This window comes from Enterococcus sp. C46 (genome assembly GCF_040887565.1).
Classification (GTDB): Bacteria; Bacillota; Bacilli; order Lactobacillales; family Enterococcaceae; genus Enterococcus_B; species Enterococcus_B lactis.
Genome location: NZ_JBFOGA010000001.1, coordinates 422,127 through 443,315, shown reverse-complemented (window position 1 = coordinate 443,315; position 21,189 = coordinate 422,127). Strand labels below are relative to the sequence as shown.

Sequence of the window (21,189 nt, the reverse complement as noted above, 5' to 3'; positions counted from 1 at the left end):
ATAGCAAAAAAGCAGATAGAAAGAAAAGGAATCTGAGATGGATAAGTCAAAAGTAATCTATGTGTCTGGGTATCGAAGTTTCGAACTCGGTGTTTTTAAAGAAAATGACCCTAAAATCCAAGTTGTTAAAAATGTTTTAAAAAGGGAACTCCGCCAGTTAGCAGAAGAAGGGGTGGAATGGGTACTTGTCAGTGGGAATTTGGGCGTTGAACTATGGACCGTGCAAACAGTAGCGGAATTGAAAGAAGAATATCCGGAACTTTCCATTGGTATTTTGTATCCTTTTGCTGATTTTGGTAATAACTGGAATGAAGGGAACCAAGAGAAAAAACAATTAGCAGAGCAATTAGCAGATTATGTCGAAGCTGTTAGCCATCAACCCTACCAATCACCTAGTCAGCTAAAGAATCATACTCGTTTTATACTTGAACATACAGTAGGCTGTCTGCTGATCTATGATGAAGAATTCCCTGGGAAAACGAAGTATTTTTTTGAAGATGCACAGAATTACCAAGCGGATCATCCCTACGAAATTCGGCTGATCAGCATGGACGATCTTCAAAATTTTAGTGAATAATCGATATTGTGTTTGATTTATCAACTTTTTTCCTATACAATGAAAAAGGTAGAAATGTTATTACGTAAATGAAAACTAGAGGTGTAAATATGGCGAATTTGGTTTATAGTCCTAAAGACATTTTACAACAAGAATTCAAAACAAAAATGCGCGGCTATGATCCCGTTGAAGTTGATGAATTCTTAGACAATATCATCAAAGATTATGAAACTTACAGCAAAGAACTCCTTGCTTTACAAGAAGAAAACGATCGATTGAGTGCAAAAGTAGCTCAATTATCTAAAACTCAAGGAGCAGCTCAAACACGTGTGCAGCAAACAGAAGTAACGAAGAGCGCAGCAGTAACCAATTTCGATATCTTAAAACGCTTGTCAAACCTTGAACGTGAAGTATTTGGTAAAAAGCTTGATCAACAAGCAAGTGCAGTTAAACCAGCACAACCTAATCCAAATAACTACACAAATGCAGATACAAGCTTAGATGATAATGAAAAAACACGTCAATTTTAATTTTTGACTAATGAATTTGCGGTTTTCGGGTAATCGCGGTCTGACTTGATCAGGCTGAGGAAAGTCCATGCTCGCACAGGCTGTGATGCCTGTAGTGTTCGTGCTTAGCGAAAACATAAGCTAAGGTACTCTTTGGAGTAACGGCAGGAAAACAAGCTAAGGCTTCGGCTATGCTTAAGTATCCTTGAAAGTGCCACAGTGACGAAGCGGCTGGGGAAACCCATCCGGTGGAACGCGGTAAACCCCTCGAGCGAGCAACCCAAACAATGGTAGGGGCGCTTTTTGTTTGGAAGAAGAACAAGACAAAAAGGCAGTACAACTGCAGATAGATGGTTACCACTTTGCTTTTTCTCCCTGGAAAAGCAAAGTACAGAACATGGCTTATAGAAAACCGCAAACATCAGGGAATAAGGTCGTGACAAAAGTATTTTGTTCTTATTACAAAACAGACTTTTGTGTCACCGGTTATTCGGAGTTTGAGTAAAAGCGTGGGGTAGGACTGACTGATGTCCCACCCCCCTTTTTTTATAAATAAGGAGATTATGTATGGAAAAAAACAGGAAATTCAACCTCGTCGCTACTGCGGCAAGCGGTCTCGAAGCACTGGTTGGTAAAGAATTAAGAGATCTTGGAATTGAATGCCAAGTTGAGAACGGACGTGCACGATTTGAAGGAACAATGGAAACAATCGCTACAGCTAATTTATGGTTACGTACAGCAGATCGAGTAAAAATCGTGGTTGGGGAATTCGATGCGTATACGTTTGATGAATTGTTTGAAAACGTAAAAGCATTGCCTTGGGAAGATTTTCTTCCACTAGATGCAGCTTTCCCTGTAGCTGGAAAATCAATCAAGTCGAAACTATATAGTACGCCTGATTGCCAGGCAATCACAAAAAAAGCAATCGTTGAACGTCTTCGCACGTATTATCATCGTCCAGCTTCTGTTCCGCTGACGGAAACAGGCGCACATTTCCAATTGGAAGTAGCTTTGCTGAAAGACCATGTGATGCTAACTTTGGATACGACAGGACCAAGTTTATTCAAACGTGGTTATCGCTTAGAAAAAGGTGGTGCACCATTGAAAGAAAACATGGCGGCCGCGCTTGTGATGCTGACAAATTGGCGGAAAGATCGTCCATTTTATGATCCTGTATGTGGTTCAGGTACGCTTTGTATTGAAGCAGCCTTAATAGGCCATAATATCGCACCAGGATTCAATCGTGAGTTTGCTTGCGAATCTTGGGACTGGTTCAGTCAGGAAATCATGGAAAATGTTCGATCAGCTGCAGAAGAAAAAGCAGATTATGATATTGTATTAGATATTACTGGTTCAGATATCAATGGACGAATGATTGAAATTGCCAAAGCCAATGCTGAAGAAATCGGACTAGGCTCTTCGATTGTCTTTAAACAACAAGCAGTGAAAGACTTCAAGACAGATAAAGAATATGGGGTCATCGTTGCTAATCCGCCATACGGAGAACGACTAGGAGAAGAAGAAACCGTTCGAAAATTATATAAAGAAATGGGCGATGTATTCCGTCCATTAAAAACATGGAGTAAATATATCTTGACTAGCGACTTAGCGTTTGAGGAATTTTACGGACAAAAAGCAACCAAAAAAAGAAAATTGTATAATGGTGCTTTGCGTACGGATCTGTTCCAGTATTGGGGAACTCGTCCGCCTAGAAAAAAAGAGAAAGACGAATAATCTGACTAATTGATTCATTCAATTGGATGTTTGGAGGAATAGGGAATGAAAGAAAAAGAGTTTTTACAAGAAGTAAAAGAAATCAATCTTCTACAACAAGCTTTAGGAATCCTCGATTGGGATACACAAACAGGTATGCCAGAAAAAGCTAGTGAATACCGGAGTGAAGTAGATAGCTATCTTTACAGTATTTATTTTTCAAAAAAGATCGGTCCAAAAATTAAAGAAGCCATTCGCTATTTTTCTGAACATCCGGAAGAATTATCGGAAGTCGGAACGTCCGTTTTTGACAAAGTAAAAGAAGAGTATGATTTAGAACATCGCGTACCGGAAGATCTCATGAGAAAATATACAGCTGCTGTTTCTTCCGCTCATGGTCAATGGCAAAAAGCTAGAGAAACACAACAGTTTTCTGATTTTCAAGAATCATTGAACCAAAATATCGAATTGACAAAACAATTGATACCTTATTGGAAAAAAGAAGAAAAGACAGATTATGATGTTCTACTTAACCAATATGAACCTGGGATGACTGTTGAAATCCTCGATAAGGTATTTGATCAACTCAAAGAAGGAATTCTTACGATCCGCCGTGCGCTCCAAGAAAAAGGGACGGAACCTGAAACAGACTTCTTAAATCGGAGAATGACAAAGGAACAACAGAAGAGATTTGTAGTAAAAGTGATCGAACAACTTGGTTATGATTTTAGTCGTGGTCGTCTAGATGACACTGTCCACCCATTTATGACTGGAATCAATCCAAATGATGCACGGATCACGACACGCTGGAACGAAACAGATTTCAAAATGGCTGTTTTTGGAGTGATCCACGAGGCTGGTCATGGAATGTATGAACAAGACATCGATGATAAATATGCTTATACACCGGTTTATCAAGGCACATCAATGGGTATTCATGAATCACAATCGTTGTTTAATGAGATCATTGTGGGAAGTAGTCGCAGCTTCTGGAAAAAGCAATATCCTTTCTTCCAGGAATGTGCAGAAGGAACATTCGATGATATTCCTTTTGACAAGTTTTATCGTTCATTGAAACATACACAATCAAGTTTGGTTCGTATCGAGGCAGACAGTTTGACTTACCCTCTCCATATCATCATTCGTTATGAAATCGAAAAAATGATTTTCAATGAAGGCGTAGGTGTTGCTGAATTACCTGAAATATGGAATCAAAAATATGAAGAGTATCTGGGAATACGACCAACAAATGATGTGGAAGGTATCCTACAAGACGTTCATTGGTCAGGTGCAAGCTTTGGTTATTTTCCATCTTATGCATTGGGGTACATGTATGCGGCACAATTACTTCATTCTTTGCAGCAAGAAATAGATGTGGAAAATGTTCTAGCGTCAGATGATTACTCTCCAATCAAAAATTGGATGTCAGAGCATATCCATCAATATGGTGCATCTAGAAAGCCAAATCAATTGATTATGGATGCAACGCATGAACCACTTAATCCGCAATATCTGATCGATTACATGAGAGAGCTATATTTCAATGTATATCAAGTAAAATAAAACCTATTTATAAAGATAGCTGGAATTCATCTAATCGATTAGATGTTTTCAGCTATTTACTTAAGAAAGAAGTGGACTGGATGGATAAATTACAAGTAATCGCTGATTATAGCATGGAAAAATTAGCACATGATCAAACGGGACATGGAAGCGATCATACCAAAAGAGTCGTCAAGCTAGCAGAGAGAATTTTGGATACGGAACCGCAGGCAGACCGTTTTGTGACGCTTGCAGCAGCTTACTTGCATGATACGATTGATGATAAAGTCGTTAAAGATGAGAACGAAGCAAAGCAACAGCTTCGTGTATTTCTTCGCTCTTTGCCAATCACAGAGGAACAGATTTCAATGATTTTTGCCATTATCGAAAATATGTCCTTTTCTAAAAATCTCTCTGAAGCAGTCGAACTATCTTTGGAAGGGAAGATCGTTCAAGATGCTGATCGTATCGAAGCGTTAGGAGCAATCGGCATTTTGCGAACTGCTTATTTCGGTGGAGGACATGGACACCCGATTTTTGATTCTGAACTGTATCCACAAACATTCAAGGATAAAAAAAATTACCGAAAAGGCACGACAGTGATCAATCATTTTTATGAAAAACTGTTCTTGTTACCTGATAAAATGAACACTGATTACGGATACAAAGAAGCCAAACGTAGAGAAGGCTTTATGCGTGAATTTTTAGAAGAATTTTTTCTAGAGTGGTCTATTGACGATCCATCTTTCACACCAGAAAATTGGATCAAAAATAACAAAAAATGATGGAGATTGTGACCGAGGAGTTGGCAGGAGAACACCGTTTATTCGGAAGAAGGGACTGTGATAAGACATTTATCACAGTCTTTTTTCAAATTCAATATAAATATTTTGTGAAAAAATGATCAGATAATAAGATTAAAAATTGCTGATAAATAAAGATGAAAGCTTTTTGCTTATTTTTTTATTTTTTATTGGTCTATGCGATAAATAGTTTAAAAATTCAGAATATACTAGATTTTATCTAGCTAGCTTCCAACAATGGTTTTGTTGTGTTTTCTTTCTAGGTAAATCAATATACCACCATTATTTAAAAGTTAACTTTTCATACTATCCAAGTTCTTGGAAAGTAAAAAGATGCAGTAAATAAAAAATATGGTTAAATAACTCTCATAATTAATGTAAGCGTTACCAATCGTGTGGCATACTTGCTTCGTAGATGAATGACAAGATATATGTTTGGGATGTTCTGCAAGACAGATGAATATGGAGGTGGAGACCATGTCTTCCAAAGAGTTAATGACGTATTTGGAGAGAGAATTGGAGCAACTGAAAGAAAAGGGATTGTACAACACGATCGATATACTAGAAAGCGAAAATGGTGCTTGTATCATCGTAGACGGAAAAAAGATGATCAATCTGGCATCCAACAATTATCTCGGGTTTGCCAATCACAAAGAATTGAAGAAAGCATGTATTGAAGCAACTGAAACTTATGGCGTAGGAGCAGGTGCAGTCCGAACAATCAATGGCTCGCTGAAGATCCATCAACAATTAGAAGAAAAAATCGCAGAATTCAAAGGGACAGAAGCTGCAATCGCCTTTCAATCTGGATTCAACTGTAATATGGGTGCTATCTCTGCAGTAATGACAAAAGAAGATGCTATCTTATCGGATGAATTAAACCATGCATCTATCATTGATGGATGTCGTTTATCCGGAGCAACAATCATCCGAGTCAAACATCAAGATATGGAAGACCTTGAGAATAAAGCAAAGGAAGCCGTAGAAAGTAAGAAATATAAAAAAATCATGTATATCACAGATGGGGTTTTCTCCATGGATGGAGACATTGCACGATTGCCGGAAATCATCCCAATCGCCGAAAAATATGGACTCATCACCTATGTAGATGATGCGCACGGCTCAGGTGTAACTGGAAAAGGTGCAGGAACCGTCAAACATTTTGGATTAAGCGACAAAATTGATATGCAAATGGGTACGTTATCGAAAGCTGTAGGTGTTGTTGGGGGTTATGTAGCTGGTTCAAAAACACTGATTGACTGGTTGAAAGCCAGAAGCCGGCCATTTCTATTTTCTACCTCGCTAACTCCTGGAGCAGCTGCATCTGCGTTGGCTTCGATCTCTTTGATGCAAGAACATCCGGAACTTGTCGAAAAAGTTTGGGAAAATGCTAATTATTTTAAAGAAGAATTGAAAAAAGTCGGCTATAACATCGGTGTGTCTGAAACACCTATCACTCCAGTTATTTTAGGAGATGAAAAAGTGACTCAGACTTTCTCTAAGAAACTGATCGAACATGGGATTTATGCTAAACCAATCGTTTATCCAACTGTTCCTCTGGGGACAGGTAGAATCAGAAATATGCCGACTGCGGAACATACAAAGGAAATGCTTGATGAAGCAGTAGCGATTTATCAAAAAATAGGAAAAGAAATGGAAATTATTTAACTAATTTATTTTTTTCGCATATTTAAAATTAGAGAACATGTTCACGCATATATTGTTAATCATCTGAAGATAGTAGTAAAAAAAGATCAGGGAGGATCATCATGAAAAAAGTATTGGTGACAGGATGTTTAGGACAAATTGGTTCAGAGTTGATCACGCGGCTACGTCAAGAACTAGGCAGTGAAAATGTCATTGCGACAGATATACGCATGCCTGAAGTCATTGGGAAAAACGATATCTTTGAGATCCTAGATGTAATGGATTACGAAAAAATGCGCAGCATAGCAGAACAATATCAAGTGGACACATTGATCCATTTGGCTGCTCTTTTGTCAGCTGTTGCAGAAGCAAAACCACAGTTAGCATGGGATTTGAACATGACTGGGCTGGTCAATGCATTGGAAGTCGCTAGAGAATTCCAGCTGAAATTTTTTACGCCAAGTTCAATCGGCGCGTTTGGTCCAAATACTCCAAAAGATCATACCCCACAAGACACTCTTCAGCGCCCTACAACCATGTACGGGGTAACGAAGGTAGCTGGAGAACTACTATGTGATTATTATTATGTGAAATATGGCGTAGATACTCGTGGTGTCCGTTTCCCTGGATTGATTTCTTATGCGACCTTGCCAGGAGGCGGTACGACAGACTACGCAGTCGATATTTATTATTCAGCAATCAAAGAAGGAAAGTACACTAGTTTTATTGATCAAGGCACATCAATGGATATGATGTATATGCCAGATGCGATCGATGCCATTATAAAGCTCATGAACGCAGACCCTAATCGACTAGTTCACCGAAACGCCTTTAATATATCGGCAATGTCTTTTGAGCCTGAAGAAATCAAAGCATCTATTCAAAAAATCATACCAGATTTTGAAATGGATTACGATGTCGATCCTGTGCGTCAATCGATAGCAGAATCTTGGCCAAACTCACTAGATGTTTCTTGTGCGCAAGAGGAATGGGACTTTTCACCAAAATACGATTTAGATGCAATGACAAAGGATATGTTGGAAAAACTGAGAGAAAAATTAGCAGAGACGGTATAAAACAAGAACTATAGCCAAAAAGGTTTCTATACTTTTTGGCTATGGTATGTAAGGAGGTAAGTAATGGAAGAATATCAAGCCACGCCAATAAAGGAAGTAAAAACGGAAAATGAATTGAAGCGTACGATGGGTTTTTTCACTGCTTTATCGACTGTTATGGGCACAGTGATCGGTGCAGGGGTGTTTTTCAAAGCCGCAAGCGTAGCAGAAGTAATAGGTACCGTCAGTTTGCATATGTTTTCCTGGTTTCTAGGTGGTGTGATTTCTGTTTGTGCAGGACTGACAGGAGCTGAATTGGCAGCGGCTATTCCTGAAACAGGCGGGATGATCAAATATATCGAACGGATTTATGGAAATACAGCAGCATTTTTACTTGGCTGGGCTCAAGTCGTGATTTATTTTCCAGCAAATGTAGCAGCCTTGTCGATCATTTTCGGTACACAGTTCGTCAATTTATTTGATCTTTCCCAGTCGATGATTGTTCCTGTAGCTGTTACAGCTGCTGTATCGATCATGCTGATCAATTTTTTAGGTTCTAAAGCTGGAGGAGCTTTTCAGTCGATTACGCTTGTCTGCAAACTCATTCCTTTGTTTGTGATCGTTATTTTTGGTTTATTCAGACAAGAAGGAGTAGACTTCCAACTGTTTCCGATCCAAGCAGGAGAAAACCTTTCATTTTTCTCTGCTTTGGGAGCTGGCTTACTAGCAACGATGTTCGCATACGACGGTTGGATACACGTAGGAAATATTTCGGGAGAATTGAAAAAGCCGGCGAAAGATTTGCCAAAAGCCATTTCTTTAGGAATCATCGGAATCATGATCGTTTATTTATTAGTAAATGCGGTTTTCTTAAAAACTGCGTCTATCGACGGAGTCGTAGGAAACAGCAATGCGGCAAGTGATGTTGCAAAAATGATTTTTGGCGGCTTTGGTGGAAGACTAGTCACAGTTGGTATCTTGATTTCTGTTTATGGAACTATCAATGGCTATACTCTTACTGGAATGCGTCTTCCTTACGTTATGGCAAAAGAAAACAACCTGCCTTTTAGCAAGCTTTTTGCTAAACTTCATGATAAAACTAAAGTTCCTGTAGCCGCGGGTATCTTAGAGCTAGTCATCGCTATTGGCATGATGATGGTCGGTGGTTTTGATACACTAACAGATATGCTGATCTTTGTCATTTGGATTTTTTATACGATGGTCTTTGTTGGTGTCATCCTTCTTCGTAAAAAAGAACCTGATCTGATTCGACCATATAAAGTTCCAATGTATCCGTTTATCCCATTAGTAGCAATCATTGGAGGAACCTTTATTGTATCAAGCACACTTATCACTCAAACTTTTTTAGCTTCGATGGGGATTGCATTGACACTTGCTGGTGTCCCGTTTTACCTTTATTTGAAACGTAGATAGCAAAAAATGATTTGAAATTCATTGGAAACAAACTTTTGACCATAAATACCCGTTAAGAAATTAAGTCATTTCTACCAAGGAGGATCTTATGGAAATAAACTGGTTGCAAGAAGCACAAAAGAGAAAAGAGATGTTGCTAGAGGATTTAAGTGAATTGCTACGCATCAATAGTGTAAGGGATATCGAACATCAGACAGATGAATATCCACTAGGTGCTGGTCCTGCTTTAGCATTGAAAAAAGTACTGTCATTTGGGGAAAGAGATGGCTTCAGAGTTAAAAACATTGATAATCTAGCCGGACATATAGAATATGGGGAAGAAACAGCAGAAGCACTTGGTATCTTAGGACATGTAGATGTCGTACCGCCAGGAGAAGGGTGGGCAACTGATCCGTTCGAACCAATCGTCAAAGAAGGGAAATTGTTCGCAAGAGGTTCAAGTGATGACAAAGGTCCTTGTATTGCTGCCTATTATGGGATGAAAATTATCAAAGAACTGCAATTATCAACATCGAAAAAAATTCGATTCATTTTCGGAACAGATGAAGAGAGTGAGTGGATAGGTATCCATCATTATATGGAAAAAGAAGAAATGCCAGCATTTGGATTTTCGCCAGATGCCAATTTCCCAATCATTAATGGTGAAAAAGGGATTTTATCTTTCGAGCTGAGTTTTTCTTTGAAGGAAGAAAAGGCAGACAAAATGCAACTGAAAAGATTCTCTTCTGGTTTGCGTGCAAATATGGTACCAAGCGAGGCAATAGCCGTCTTGGAAATTCCTGATTTGGAAAAGTTATCTTCTTTAGAAGCTGGATATACAAAATATCTAGATGACAAAAAATTGAAAGGGACTTTTGAATATAAGGAAGGAGAAGCATCCTTCGTTCTGTATGGAAAAGCTGCACATGCCCAAGAACCAAAATTTGGTATCAATGCGGGAACTTATCTCGCCGACTTTTTGCATCAATATCCATTAGACAGCTCAGGATCTGCTTATCTTTCTGTCATTGCCAATTATCTGCATGAAGACTTTAATGGGCATCGGTTAATGGTCGATTATGAAGATGACGTGATGGGAAAAGTGACTTCAAGTGCTAATGTATTCATTTATCAGCAAGAAGGAGAGAAAAAGATCATTCTTAATATTCGTCATCCAAAAGGGATTACAAAAGAAAAAATTCAAGAATCCTTGCTGACTGTCCTTCAAAATGAATCAGTATCAATTTCGATAATTGGAGATATCAAGACTCCGCATTATGTTTCAGGAGATGATCCATTCATCCAAACATTATTGTCTGTTTACGAAAAACATACTGGGGAAAAAGGTTATGAACAAACAATTGGTGGAGGTACGTATGGACGAATCTTGGAAAAAGGATGTGCGTACGGTAGTTTATTTCCTGGTAGAGAAAATGTAATGCATCAGCCAAATGAATATATGTACGTAGAAGATATCTTGAAAGCAACAGCTATTTACGCTGAAGCAATCTACCATTTGGTTAAATAAACGTATTCATAGAAAAAACGTTACCAATCAGTCGTAACTATTTTCACACTCGTAACGTTTGTATCCTTCAGTAAAAAAGAATATTCATGAAAGTTTGAAAGATTGCAGAGAATAAGACGGCAATTTCCTTGAAGTAAAGAAGCTTCTAAAAATAAAAATGAACCAGATGATAGAAAAAGCTTGTTTTTCTTTCATCTGGTTTGAAAAAGGAGGAGAATAGATGCCAAAAGAAAAACATTCTAGATTAGATAAAGTGTTAGATACAGTAGAAAAACTAGGGAACAAGGTGCCCCATCCAGCTATTATATTCTTAATTTTGATCGTTATTGTAGGAGTACTGTCTCATATTTTTTATCTAATGGGTCAACACGTTACGTTTGATGCTATTAATGCTGAAACAGGAGCACTAGAGCTTACTACTACACATGTAAAAAGTTTGTTGAGTGGTGAAGGGATCCGTTTTATGTTGACTTCGATCGTCTCAAATTTGATGAGCTTTCAGGCTCTTGGAGTCACTTTAGTGGCGATGGCAGGCGTAGGATTTGCAGAAGAGGTTGGCTTAATCGGTGCGATGATTCGAAAGCTGGTAAAGGTAGTACCAAAATCTAGTCTGACAGCGGTACTAGTACTTCTTGGCGTAATGTCGAGTATTGCCTCTGATGCTGGGTATCTAGTATTGATTCCATTAGGTGCAGCAGTATTTTATAAAGTCGGGCGACATCCTTTAGCAGGTTTATCTGCGGCCTTTGCAGGTGTTTCAGGAGGATTTGGTGTCAACTTAGTTATTACGCCAGTGGATGGAATGCTTACCGAAATATTAAATGATGCAGTACATATCATTAATCCATCCTATTCTGTTGATTTAATGGCAAATTTTTATTTTTCGATTGCATCAACCATCTTAGTAGTGATTGTTTCCACTATCATTAACGAAAAACTCATTGAACCTCGCTTAGGAACTTTCCAAGAAAAAGAAATGATTACTAACGATGAGATTACCGATGAATCGAAAGGCTTACATTGGGCTTTTTGGGGATTTACAGTGGTACTGGCATTTATGCTGTTGATTACGATACCAAGTGGTGCCCCACTTCGCCATCCTGAAACTGATGAATTGATTGGTTCTACACCTTTTATGGATAGTTTAATCGCTTTGATCTTGATTTCATTTTTGATTCCAGGGATATGTTTTGGAAAGGCAGTTGGAAAAGTCAAATCCAGTTTGGATGTAGTAAATCCGATTATTAAAGTATTCAGCAACTTAGGCGGGATGATTTTCTTATTGTTAATCATTAGCCAATTCATTTCATATTTCAATTTTACTAATTTAGGTACTGTTTGGGCAGTCAATTCAGCCACGATTATTGAAGATATGAATTTGAGCAGCTTAGCCTTGTTACTTAGTTTCTTAGCACTAGCACTTATTCTTGATTTTATTTTAGTGGGAGCGATACCAAAATTTGCTATTTTAACCCCAATATTTGTTCCATTACTCTATCAGTTGGGAGTAGCTACAGAAGCTGTTTTGGCTGCTTATCGAGTAGCTGATTCTCCTGTCAATATTATCACGCCACTGATGCCGTATTTTGCTTTGATCGTTACATTTGCCACGAAATATCAAAAGAAAACCGGTGTCGGAACGATTATTTCCATAATGCTACCACATGCTGTAAGTCTAACTATCACATGGATCATTTTATTTATTCTCTATTATGTATTCCAGCTACCGCTAGGACCAGGGATCGGTATGCATTTGAATTGAGAAAACAGGCAGAAACCGGGTTCAACCGATTTCTGCCTGTTATTTTGCTTTGCGTAAGAGAAATATTCGGCGTACACTGCGATAAATATTTAATAAAACCAAGCAACCAGAAATGAAAATGGGAAGCCAAATCAGATAGACAGGGTAGCCAATCATTTTAGACAAAGCATGTGGAGTCATTTTATCCATTTCAAAAAGCGCTTGCTGCCAAGTCTGAAGGTTGAAGACAAGCATGAAACCTGAAATAATCAGGAGAATAAATCCTAAATAATGAATCGTAGTTCTTTTTCTTACATAAGCAATTGTTGCATAAAGGAACAGTAAAAAAATAGGTACGCCAAAAACAAAGTACATATTCAGCATCTCGACACCCCCTTTGAGTTTATCTTACTTTACTTTGAAAGAAATGAGAAATAATAGCCTCGTTACTTGCTTGAAACAGCAAAGGACTGCTAAGATAAGGGAGATACAAAGAATCAAGGAGGAGTCACATGGCAAGTTATATCGAACCGATTCGTTTTGCGCTGGTTGTTTTTCCATTTTTAGCCTTAGCGATTTCATCTGTTTTTTTTATTTATGAATATCGAAAGTATGGAACATTTCTAGTAACAAGGGCAGTTATTTTGTATTCCTTTGTTTTCTATTTATTGTGTGCATACTTTCTGGTAATCTTACCACTTCCGGCAAAGGAGACGGTTGCCCAAATGACAGGACCAAAGATGGAGCTGCATTTATTTGCTTCATGGCAACATTTCAGAGACAACACGGTATTGGTATTATCTGAACCTAGTACCTATCTGCCGGCGATGAAGCAGAGTGTGTTTTTGGAACCAGCTTTTAATGTTTTATTACTCATACCATTTGGCATTTATTTAAGATATTATTTCCGGCTTTCCTTTATGAAAACGATGATTGCTAGTTTCTGTCTATCACTATTTTTTGAGCTGACGCAGCTAAGTGGCCTTTATTTTATCTACCCAAGACCATACCGCTTATTTGATGTGAATGATTTAGTGACAAATACATTGGGTGGAATCATTGGTTTTGTTGTTACGCCGTTATTTACATTTATGCTTCCTACGAGAAGACGGATGGATGAACTTTCTTATGAAAAAGGAAAAACTGTCTCGTTGACACGACGTTTGGTCGCTTATTTGATCGACTGGACATTTTTATCTATTGTCAATTTTATCGCAGCGATTTTCTTTAAACTTGCGTTCGATTCAGGGACAGTTACTTCTCATATCTGGTGGCTTTTATTGGAAGTAGGGCTATACTTTATGATTGTACCGTTTATAACCAATGGATGGACACTTGGGAAAAAAGTTGTACGCATCCGCTTGGTGGAGCAAGACCGCGAGCGAATTTCTTTGAAAGCATTGATCATCCGCTATGGGTATCTATATTTTCTTTTTTATGGTTTAAGCTGGTTGGGGCAGTTGCTTCAGCAAATCATGAATTCGACAACGAATACGGTGTTGCAGATGAGTGCAGTATTCATTTCTCTCGGTGTCTTGCTACTGCAAGGTATTTTTATTTTAAATATCTTGCTATCATTTTTGAGAAAAAAACGGATTCTGTTTTATGAAAAAGCTAGTCACACATATACCGTTAGCACGATTGCTCAAACAAAGGATGATGATTCTCGAAATTAGCTGAGCAAAAATACTTTGTCTATGTTATAATGCCAAAGTCGTGATAATTTAAAGAGAAGAGGTGCACGAATGAATAATTTTGATATATTTCGCTTCAAACCATTTATCAATGAAGCGTTAGCCGCAAAGGGCTTCAAACAGCCCACAGAGGTCCAGGAACGTTTGATTCCTTTAATTGCAAAAGGAAAAAATATCATTGGGCAATCTCAAACTGGTACAGGAAAAACACATACGTTTTTGTTGCCGTTGTTTGAAAAAATCAATGCAGATAAAGAGGAAGTACAAGTTGTTATTACAGCTCCAAGTAGAGAACTGGCTGCACAAATTTATGAAGCAGCTACACAAATCGCTAAATTTTCTACACCGGAGATCCGTGTTTCGAATTTTGTCGGGGGGACAGACAAACAGCGTCAGTTAAACCGTCTGCACCATCAGCAGCCACAGGTCGTAGTAGGCACGCCAGGTAGAATATTAGACATGATGAATGAACAAGCGTTGAAGATTCACACAGCATTTGCATTTGTTGTTGATGAAGCGGATATGACATTGGATATGGGTTTTTTAAATGAAGTAGACCAAATTGCAAGTCGGTTACCAGAAAAATTGCAGTTCTTAGTCTTTTCTGCCACTATTCCAGAAAAACTGCGTCCATTCTTGCGAAAATATATGGAGAATCCAATCATTGAAGAAATCAAGCCGAAAGCAGTTATTTCTGAAGATATCGAAAATTGGCTGATCTCAACAAAAGGTAAAGATGAGAATCAAATGATTTATCAACTGCTGACGATTGGTCATCCTTATTTAGCAATCGTATTTGCCAATACAAAACAGCATGTGGATGAAATTGCTGATTATTTGAAAAACCAAGGATTGAAAGTAGCAAAGATTCACGGGGACATCACACCAAGAGAGAGAAAACGAGTGATGCGACAAGTACAGAATCTGGAGTATCAATATGTTGTAGCGACTGATTTAGCTGCTAGAGGAATCGATATCGAAGGTGTTTCTCATGTTATCAATGCAGAAATCCCGGAAGATCTGGACTTCTTTATCCATCGTGTCGGACGTACTGGACGTAATGGTTTAAAAGGAACGGCCATTACGTTGTATTCACCAAACGATGAACAAGCCATTGATGCGATCGAGAAATTAGGCGTCTCATTTGAACCGAAAGAAATCAAAAATGGTGAAATCGTTAAAACATATGATCGTAATAGACGTACCAAACGAGAAAAATCAAAGGATGTATTAGACCCAACTCTGATTGGACTTGTGAAGAAGAAAAAGAAAAAGATCAAGCCTGGTTATAAGAAAAAAATCGATTGGGCAATTGCAGAAAAAAATAAAAAAGAACGCAAAATCGAACGCAGACAGCAAAGTCGTATTGCTCGTAAAAATAAGAAAAATTCGCATAAATAAAAAACAAGAGATTGTGACACGCCTTTTGTCACAGTCTCTTGTTTTTAAGCGAGACTTTTTTCCATTCCGATACAAAGTACTTCATCTTCAATAAAAGGTTTCGTGCAAGTATGATACCCTTGTTTTTCATAAAAATCTACAGCCGTCATTTCAGCTACTACATAACTAGTCTGACAACCTTCTGACATCGCCCGTTTTTCTGCAGCTTCAAGCAACTGACCGCCTAACCCTTTTCCTCGGTATTCTTTTGCTACGCAAAAGCGTTCTGGCTTGAAGCAAGTAGGTGTTTTCTTTTCATAACGCAATGTGGCTACTGGTCTTTTTTTATCAAGAAATAGATAATAGTTTTGTTGCGGGATATCTTTTCCGTCGAATTCTAGTTCTGCAGGAATTCCTTGTTCTAATACAAAAACTTGATATCTCAAAAAGCAGCTAGCTGCGCGGATCCATTCATCTGCGCCAACTATTTTTTTCATCATATTCCTCCTTATCATGAATAACAGAGATGTATTGATTTCTTTATCCTTATCGTACCAAAAAATATGGAATATGACCAAAAGGAAATAAAAATAGGTAATTGAGATATTGACAGTGCTTGACAGAATGCGTATACTTATTAAAGTACGAAAAGGACATGATTTGTTTTTTTAAGACTCACAGAAAATTCTTTCTTGGCTGAAAAAAGAATAGTCACTAATCAAATTGCTCCCTTTTTCTATTTTGGTAGAAATACCGACGCAGCTCAGCGTTATCGAGTTTAAGAGGTAATGATTACACATCATTGCAATCAAGGTGGTACCGCGAGTTTTCGTCCTTGGCTGTAATGGTGTTTTTTTGTATTTAATTTATAGAAAGCAGGTAATGATATGAAACAATTAAGTAGTGCACAAGTTCGACAAATGTTTCTTGATTTCTTCCAATCTAAAGGACATACAATTGAACCTAGTGCGTCTTTGATCCCCGTGAACGATCCAACCTTATTATGGATCAACTCTGGTGTTGCAACATTGAAAAAATATTTTGATGGTTCAGTTGTACCAGAAAATCCAAGAATCACAAATGCCCAAAAGTCTATTCGAACAAATGATATCGAAAATGTCGGTAAAACAGCACGTCACCATACGATGTTTGAGATGCTGGGCAATTTTTCTATTGGTGACTATTTCAAAAATGAAGCCATCCACTGGGCATGGGAATTTTTGACTGATCCAAAATGGATGGCATTCGATCCAGAAAAACTTTATGTAACAGTTTATCCAAAAGATACAGAAGCAAAACGCATCTGGCATGAAGAAGTCGGTCTACCGTTAGATCACATTATTGATGTAGAAGACAACTTCTGGGATATCGGTGCAGGCCCATGTGGACCAGATACAGAAATTTTCTATGACCGAGGAGAAGCTTATAACGATTTAGCAGAAGATGATCCTGAAAACTATCCAGGAGGAGAAAATGAACGTTATTTAGAAATCTGGAACTTGGTATTTTCAGAATTCAACCATAAACCTGATAATACATTTGAACCACTTCCTCATAAAAACATTGATACGGGCATGGGATTGGAACGTATGGTCTCAATCGTTCAAGATGCGCCCACGAACTTTGAGACAGATTTGTTTATGCCTATTATCCACGCCGTAGAAAAGCTAAGCAAACAAGTAAAATATGGTGAAAACCCAGTAACAGATATCTCTTACAAAGTAATCGCAGATCATATTCGGGCCCTTTCATTTGCTATTGGCGATGGTGCATTACCATCGAATGAAGGAAGAGGGTATGTCTTACGCCGTTTGCTTCGTCGCGCGGTCATGCATGGGAAAAAATTAGGTATTGAACAAGCATTCTTATATCGTTTAGTCCCTGTCGTTGGGGAAATCATGGTAAGTTATTATCCTGAAGTACTTCAACAAAAAGAATTTATTGAAAAAGTTATCCGTACAGAAGAAGAACGTTTCAATGAAACAATCAATGAAGGATTGGAAATCTTGAATCAAGTGATCCAAGAAGTGAAAAACGAAAACGGTACGACTCTATCAGGAAAAGACATCTTCAAATTATACGACACATATGGCTTCCCAGTAGAATTAACGGAAGAAGTGGCAGAAGATGAAGGACTGAAAGTTGATCATGCTGGTTTTGAAAAAGAAATGGACGCACAACGTGAACGTGCTCGCTCTGCCCGTAGTACAGAAAAATCAATGGGTGTACAATCTGCTTTATTGACAGATATCAAAGTAGAAAGTAAATTCATCGGATACACGGAGCAAGAATCAGATAGTCAATTATTGGTCATCGTAAAAGGCGAATCTCTTCTGAATGAAATCGCAGAAGGTGAAGCTCAAATGATCTTTGACCAAACACCTTTTTATGCAGAAATGGGTGGCCAAGTAGCAGACCAAGGTTGGATCATGGATGAAGCAGGAGAAATCGTTGCAGTTGTTACAGATGTTCAAAAAGCGCCTAATGGTCAATTTATGCACACAGTAGAAGTAAAAGCACCAATGAGCGAAGGACAAACTTATCATCTATTGATCGATCAATCGATGCGCAACCGTATCATCAAAAACCATACAGCAACCCATTTACTGCACAAAGCATTGAAAGAAGTACTTGGCGAGCATGCAAATCAAGCTGGTTCTTTAGTCGCTCCTGGACATTTACGATTCGACTTTACCCATTTTGGTCAAATCACTTCAGATGAATTAGCTGAAATGGAAAGAATCGTCAACGAAAAAATCTGGGAAGCTATCCCAGTTGAAACAATTGAAACAGATATCGATACAGCCAAAAATATGGGTGCAATGGCTTTGTTTGGTGAAAAATACGGACATGACGTTCGCGTAGTCAATATTGGCGGTTGGTCAATCGAACTGTGCGGAGGCACACATGTAGCAAACACAGAAAACATCGGAATCTTCAAAATCGTTTCTGAATCAGGAATTGGTGCAGGCGTGCGACGAATCGAGGCTGTAACAAGCAAAGAAGCGTATGAACTACTTGAAGAAGAAGAAAAACAACTAAAACAAGTAGCAACAATTGTTAAATCACCTCAATTGAAGGAAGTTGTTTCAAAAGCGGAACAATTGCAACAGCAAGTAAGAGAGCTACAAAAGGAAAATGAACAATTAGCTAGCAAGTTAGCGAATCAACAAGCCGGTGATGTATTCAAGAATCCAGAAAGGATCAATGGAAAAACAATCATTGCAGCACAAGTAAAAGTGAAAGACATGAATCAGCTGCGTCAATTAGCTGACCAATGGAAACAAAAAAATATTTCAGACATTCTTGTTTTAGCAAACGAACAAGAAGGAAAAGTCAGTCTGCTAGCGGCAATGACGAAAGAATCAAATGAAGCTGGACTAAAAGCTGGCGACTTGATTAAAGCAATCGCACCGAAAGTAGGCGGTGGCGGTGGTGGACGTCCAGATATGGCACAAGCTGGTGGGAAAAATCCTGCTGGTATTCCAGATGCACTTAAAGCTGCGAAAGAATGGCTTGCGCAACAATAGACCGTTTATGTTTGATAGAAAAAAACAACTGTTCAATCATTGAACGAAACACGATCATGGGGGCGAAGACAAATAGTCTTGCCCTCATACTTTTTTCGATGGAATAGAAGAGCGCATCTAATCAAATGGTCGATTTCGGATGGTCTTTAGTTGACGAAAGTGACAGAAATTTTTACGATTAGTATAAATAAAAGGGGTGAAAAAAATGAATAGCAGAAATAAAACCTTTCGACTAGTCTTACGTGCTATCTTATTAGCAATCATCATCGTACAAGCTATGGTACCTTGGCTTGGCTTTATTCCATTAGGGTTCATTAGTTTAACGATTATTCATATTACAGTAATTATTGCCGCAGTAGTATTGGGTCCAAAAGATGGGATGGTAATTGGCCTGTTTTGGGGAATTGCTACAATTGTCCGTGCCTACGCCATGCCGACAACGCCATTTGATACATTGGTATTCACGAACCCGATTATTTCGGTAGTTCCCAGAGTGCTTGTTGGCTTAGTAGCTGGTTTGGTTTTCCACTGGATTTATCAAAAAAATAAATCAATAACGATCAGCTCGGTCTTTGCAGGGGTATTAGGTTCATTGGTCAATACAGTCTTAGTGTTAGGATTCATGGGATTATTTTATACAGGTGCAACGGCAGATGCCTATGGTGTAGATTCTGCTCTTTTATTTAAAACCTTAGCAGGAGTTGCAGCAATCAATGGGATACCTGAAGCAATAGGAGCGGGAATCATAACACCATTACTAGCAAAAGCGTTATTTGCAGCAACGCCATTAAAACCAGAATAACGGCCATCTTTGAATGAATAGTAGGACGCATGATAGATGGAAAAAGGAAGAGAGGAGAGGAAAAGAATTGTCCTCTCCATCTTTTTACCTGAGCAACAAGCAAACTAGAAGGGATAAAAAACTTGGTTAAGAAACAAGAAGAAAAAAAGAAACAAATACCGCAACAGCGGACAAAAAAAGGAGTACTAGCTGGCATATTAGGATTGGTTACGAATCTAATCTTGTTTGTCTCTAAGCTAATGATCGGGCTTTTTTCAGGGAGTGTCTCCATTATGGCTGATGCAGTGAATAGTCTATCAGACACTGCTTCATCTATATTGACTTTGATTGGATTTAAAATTGCTGCAAAGCCAGCGGATCAGGAACATCCTTATGGACATGAACGTTTCGAATATATCAGTGGGTTATTTGTTTCGATCATCATTACTTATGTAGGATTTCAATTTTTAGAGTCATCCGTTGAAAAAATCATCCATCCAGAAAATGTCTCTTTAGCACCCATCGTCTTTTTTGTCCTGATCATTTCCATCTTTTTGAAATTTGCACAAGGAAAAATGTACCAGGTTATTGCACGATCCATTGATTCTGAAACATTGAGAGCTACAGCAACAGATAGTTATAATGATGTCTTTACTACACTGGCTGTATTGCTTTCAGCAGCAATCGAATGGGTAACTGGATGGCGTATCGATGGATATATCGGTTTTGCTTTAGCATTATATATCCTTTATAGTGGTTTAACTATGCTTCGGAATTTTGTATATGAGCTATTAGGTAGTCGCCCAACGTCAGCAGAGATTGAAGAAATGGAAGAACACTTGAATGCCTGCGACGATATACTTGGCTATCATGATTTGCTGGTGCATAACTATGGACCCAATAAACGCTTTGCATCAGTCCACATCGAAGTAGATGAATCAATGAATTTGAATGAAGCACATAAGATTATTGACCTGATAGAAAAAGACTTCAAAAAGTCTTTAGACGTAGAACTTGTCTGTCACTTGGACCCAATGCCTGTTGATAACGAAAAATACTATAATATCTTGCATCAATTAAAGCAAATTCTTTTTGAAACAGGTAGAGGGCTCGATATACATGATTTTAGAGTCATCCATCAAGGGAAAACATTGCAGTTTGACGTAGTTGTTCCTGAAAAATTCCAATTTGATGATACAGAACTCGAAAGAATTTTACGTATTCAAATAGAAGAAAAAATCGGAGATTATCATTTGGAAATCACTTTTGATCACAATTATCTTTTGTATTAAAGACA

Annotated in this window: 17 protein-coding genes and 1 other RNA gene; 16 read left to right on the top strand and 2 right to left on the bottom strand. The window is 38.2% G+C overall.

The features are described from left to right. Window positions 1-37 precede the first annotated feature (37 nt). The 11 genes from AB3I27_RS02185 to AB3I27_RS02135 all read left to right on the top strand — a co-directional run bounded on the left by AB3I27_RS02185 (window position 38) and on the right by AB3I27_RS02135 (window position 12,528). Window positions 38-577: a DUF1273 domain-containing protein gene (locus AB3I27_RS02185; protein ID WP_002309361.1), complete on the top strand. Its 540-nt coding sequence runs from the start codon at window positions 38-40 to the stop codon at window positions 575-577. Window positions 578-666: 89 nt separating this feature from the next. Next, window positions 667-1,086, top strand: a complete 420-nt coding sequence (gpsB, locus tag AB3I27_RS02180; protein ID WP_222896818.1) for a cell division regulator GpsB — start codon at window positions 667-669, stop codon at window positions 1,084-1,086. 21 nt (window positions 1,087-1,107) lie between these two features. After that, window positions 1,108-1,475: RNase P RNA component class B (rnpB, locus tag AB3I27_RS02175), an RNA gene on the top strand. 157 nt (window positions 1,476-1,632) lie between these two features. Next, entirely contained in the window at window positions 1,633-2,799 is a 1,167-nt protein-coding gene (locus AB3I27_RS02170) for a class I SAM-dependent RNA methyltransferase (RefSeq protein WP_002309357.1), read from the top strand. Window positions 2,800-2,844: 45 nt separating this feature from the next. Then, window positions 2,845-4,341: a carboxypeptidase M32 gene (locus AB3I27_RS02165; protein WP_002309354.1), complete on the top strand. Its 1,497-nt coding sequence runs from the start codon at window positions 2,845-2,847 to the stop codon at window positions 4,339-4,341. Between the two features lie 80 nt (window positions 4,342-4,421). Next, complete coding sequence (locus tag AB3I27_RS02160) at window positions 4,422-5,105, top strand: HD domain-containing protein (RefSeq protein WP_002313797.1); 684 nt, start codon at window positions 4,422-4,424, stop codon at window positions 5,103-5,105. Window positions 5,106-5,600: 495 nt separating this feature from the next. Continuing rightward, window positions 5,601-6,791: a glycine C-acetyltransferase gene (locus AB3I27_RS02155; RefSeq protein WP_002309350.1), complete on the top strand. Its 1,191-nt coding sequence runs from the start codon at window positions 5,601-5,603 to the stop codon at window positions 6,789-6,791. 101 nt (window positions 6,792-6,892) lie between these two features. Then, window positions 6,893-7,846: an L-threonine 3-dehydrogenase gene (locus tag AB3I27_RS02150; protein ID WP_002309349.1), complete on the top strand. Its 954-nt coding sequence runs from the start codon at window positions 6,893-6,895 to the stop codon at window positions 7,844-7,846. Window positions 7,847-7,909: 63 nt separating this feature from the next. Then, window positions 7,910-9,259 (top strand): APC family permease, encoded by a 1,350-nt coding sequence (locus tag AB3I27_RS02145; protein WP_104771501.1) that lies wholly within the window; start codon window positions 7,910-7,912, stop codon window positions 9,257-9,259. Window positions 9,260-9,347: 88 nt separating this feature from the next. Beyond that, entirely contained in the window at window positions 9,348-10,766 is a 1,419-nt protein-coding gene (gene pepV / locus AB3I27_RS02140) for a dipeptidase PepV (protein WP_002344201.1), read from the top strand. A gap of 220 nt (window positions 10,767-10,986) precedes the next feature. After that, entirely contained in the window at window positions 10,987-12,528 is a 1,542-nt protein-coding gene (locus tag AB3I27_RS02135; RefSeq protein ID WP_104771502.1) for an AbgT family transporter, read from the top strand. Between the two features lie 39 nt (window positions 12,529-12,567). Here the strand turns inward: AB3I27_RS02135 and AB3I27_RS02130 are convergent, their stop codons facing one another. After that, window positions 12,568-12,891, bottom strand: a complete 324-nt coding sequence (locus AB3I27_RS02130) for a hypothetical protein (protein ID WP_002313792.1) — start codon at window positions 12,889-12,891, stop codon at window positions 12,568-12,570. Window positions 12,892-13,019: 128 nt separating this feature from the next. On the opposite strand from AB3I27_RS02130, the gene AB3I27_RS02125 reads away from it, so the two are divergent. Both AB3I27_RS02125 and AB3I27_RS02120 read left to right on the top strand, forming a co-directional pair. After that, on the top strand, window positions 13,020-14,183 hold the full coding sequence (locus AB3I27_RS02125; RefSeq protein WP_104760136.1) for a VanZ family protein: 1,164 nt from the start codon (window positions 13,020-13,022) through the stop codon (window positions 14,181-14,183). A gap of 69 nt (window positions 14,184-14,252) precedes the next feature. Next, window positions 14,253-15,602: a DEAD/DEAH box helicase gene (locus tag AB3I27_RS02120; RefSeq protein ID WP_002309341.1), complete on the top strand. Its 1,350-nt coding sequence runs from the start codon at window positions 14,253-14,255 to the stop codon at window positions 15,600-15,602. A 44-nt stretch (window positions 15,603-15,646) separates the two neighbouring features. Here the strand turns inward: AB3I27_RS02120 and AB3I27_RS02115 are convergent, their stop codons facing one another. Then, window positions 15,647-16,078, bottom strand: coding sequence for a GNAT family N-acetyltransferase (locus AB3I27_RS02115; RefSeq protein WP_002309339.1), 432 nt, complete (start codon window positions 16,076-16,078; stop codon window positions 15,647-15,649). Window positions 16,079-16,468: 390 nt separating this feature from the next. Here AB3I27_RS02115 and alaS point away from each other — a divergent pair, with 390 nt between their 5' ends. The 3 genes from alaS to AB3I27_RS02100 all read left to right on the top strand — a co-directional run bounded on the left by alaS (window position 16,469) and on the right by AB3I27_RS02100 (window position 21,184). After that, a complete protein-coding gene (gene alaS, locus AB3I27_RS02110; RefSeq protein ID WP_002313789.1) occupies window positions 16,469-19,111 on the top strand; it encodes an alanine--tRNA ligase in 2,643 nt (880 codons plus the stop codon). 205 nt (window positions 19,112-19,316) lie between these two features. Further along, window positions 19,317-19,913, top strand: coding sequence for an ECF transporter S component (locus AB3I27_RS02105; RefSeq protein ID WP_002309336.1), 597 nt, complete (start codon window positions 19,317-19,319; stop codon window positions 19,911-19,913). A 122-nt stretch (window positions 19,914-20,035) separates the two neighbouring features. Next, window positions 20,036-21,184 carry a cation diffusion facilitator family transporter gene (locus AB3I27_RS02100; RefSeq protein ID WP_002309334.1) on the top strand — a complete coding sequence of 383 codons (1,149 nt, stop codon included), beginning with the start codon at window positions 20,036-20,038 and terminating at the stop codon, window positions 21,182-21,184. The last annotated feature ends 5 nt before the right edge of the window (window positions 21,185-21,189 follow it).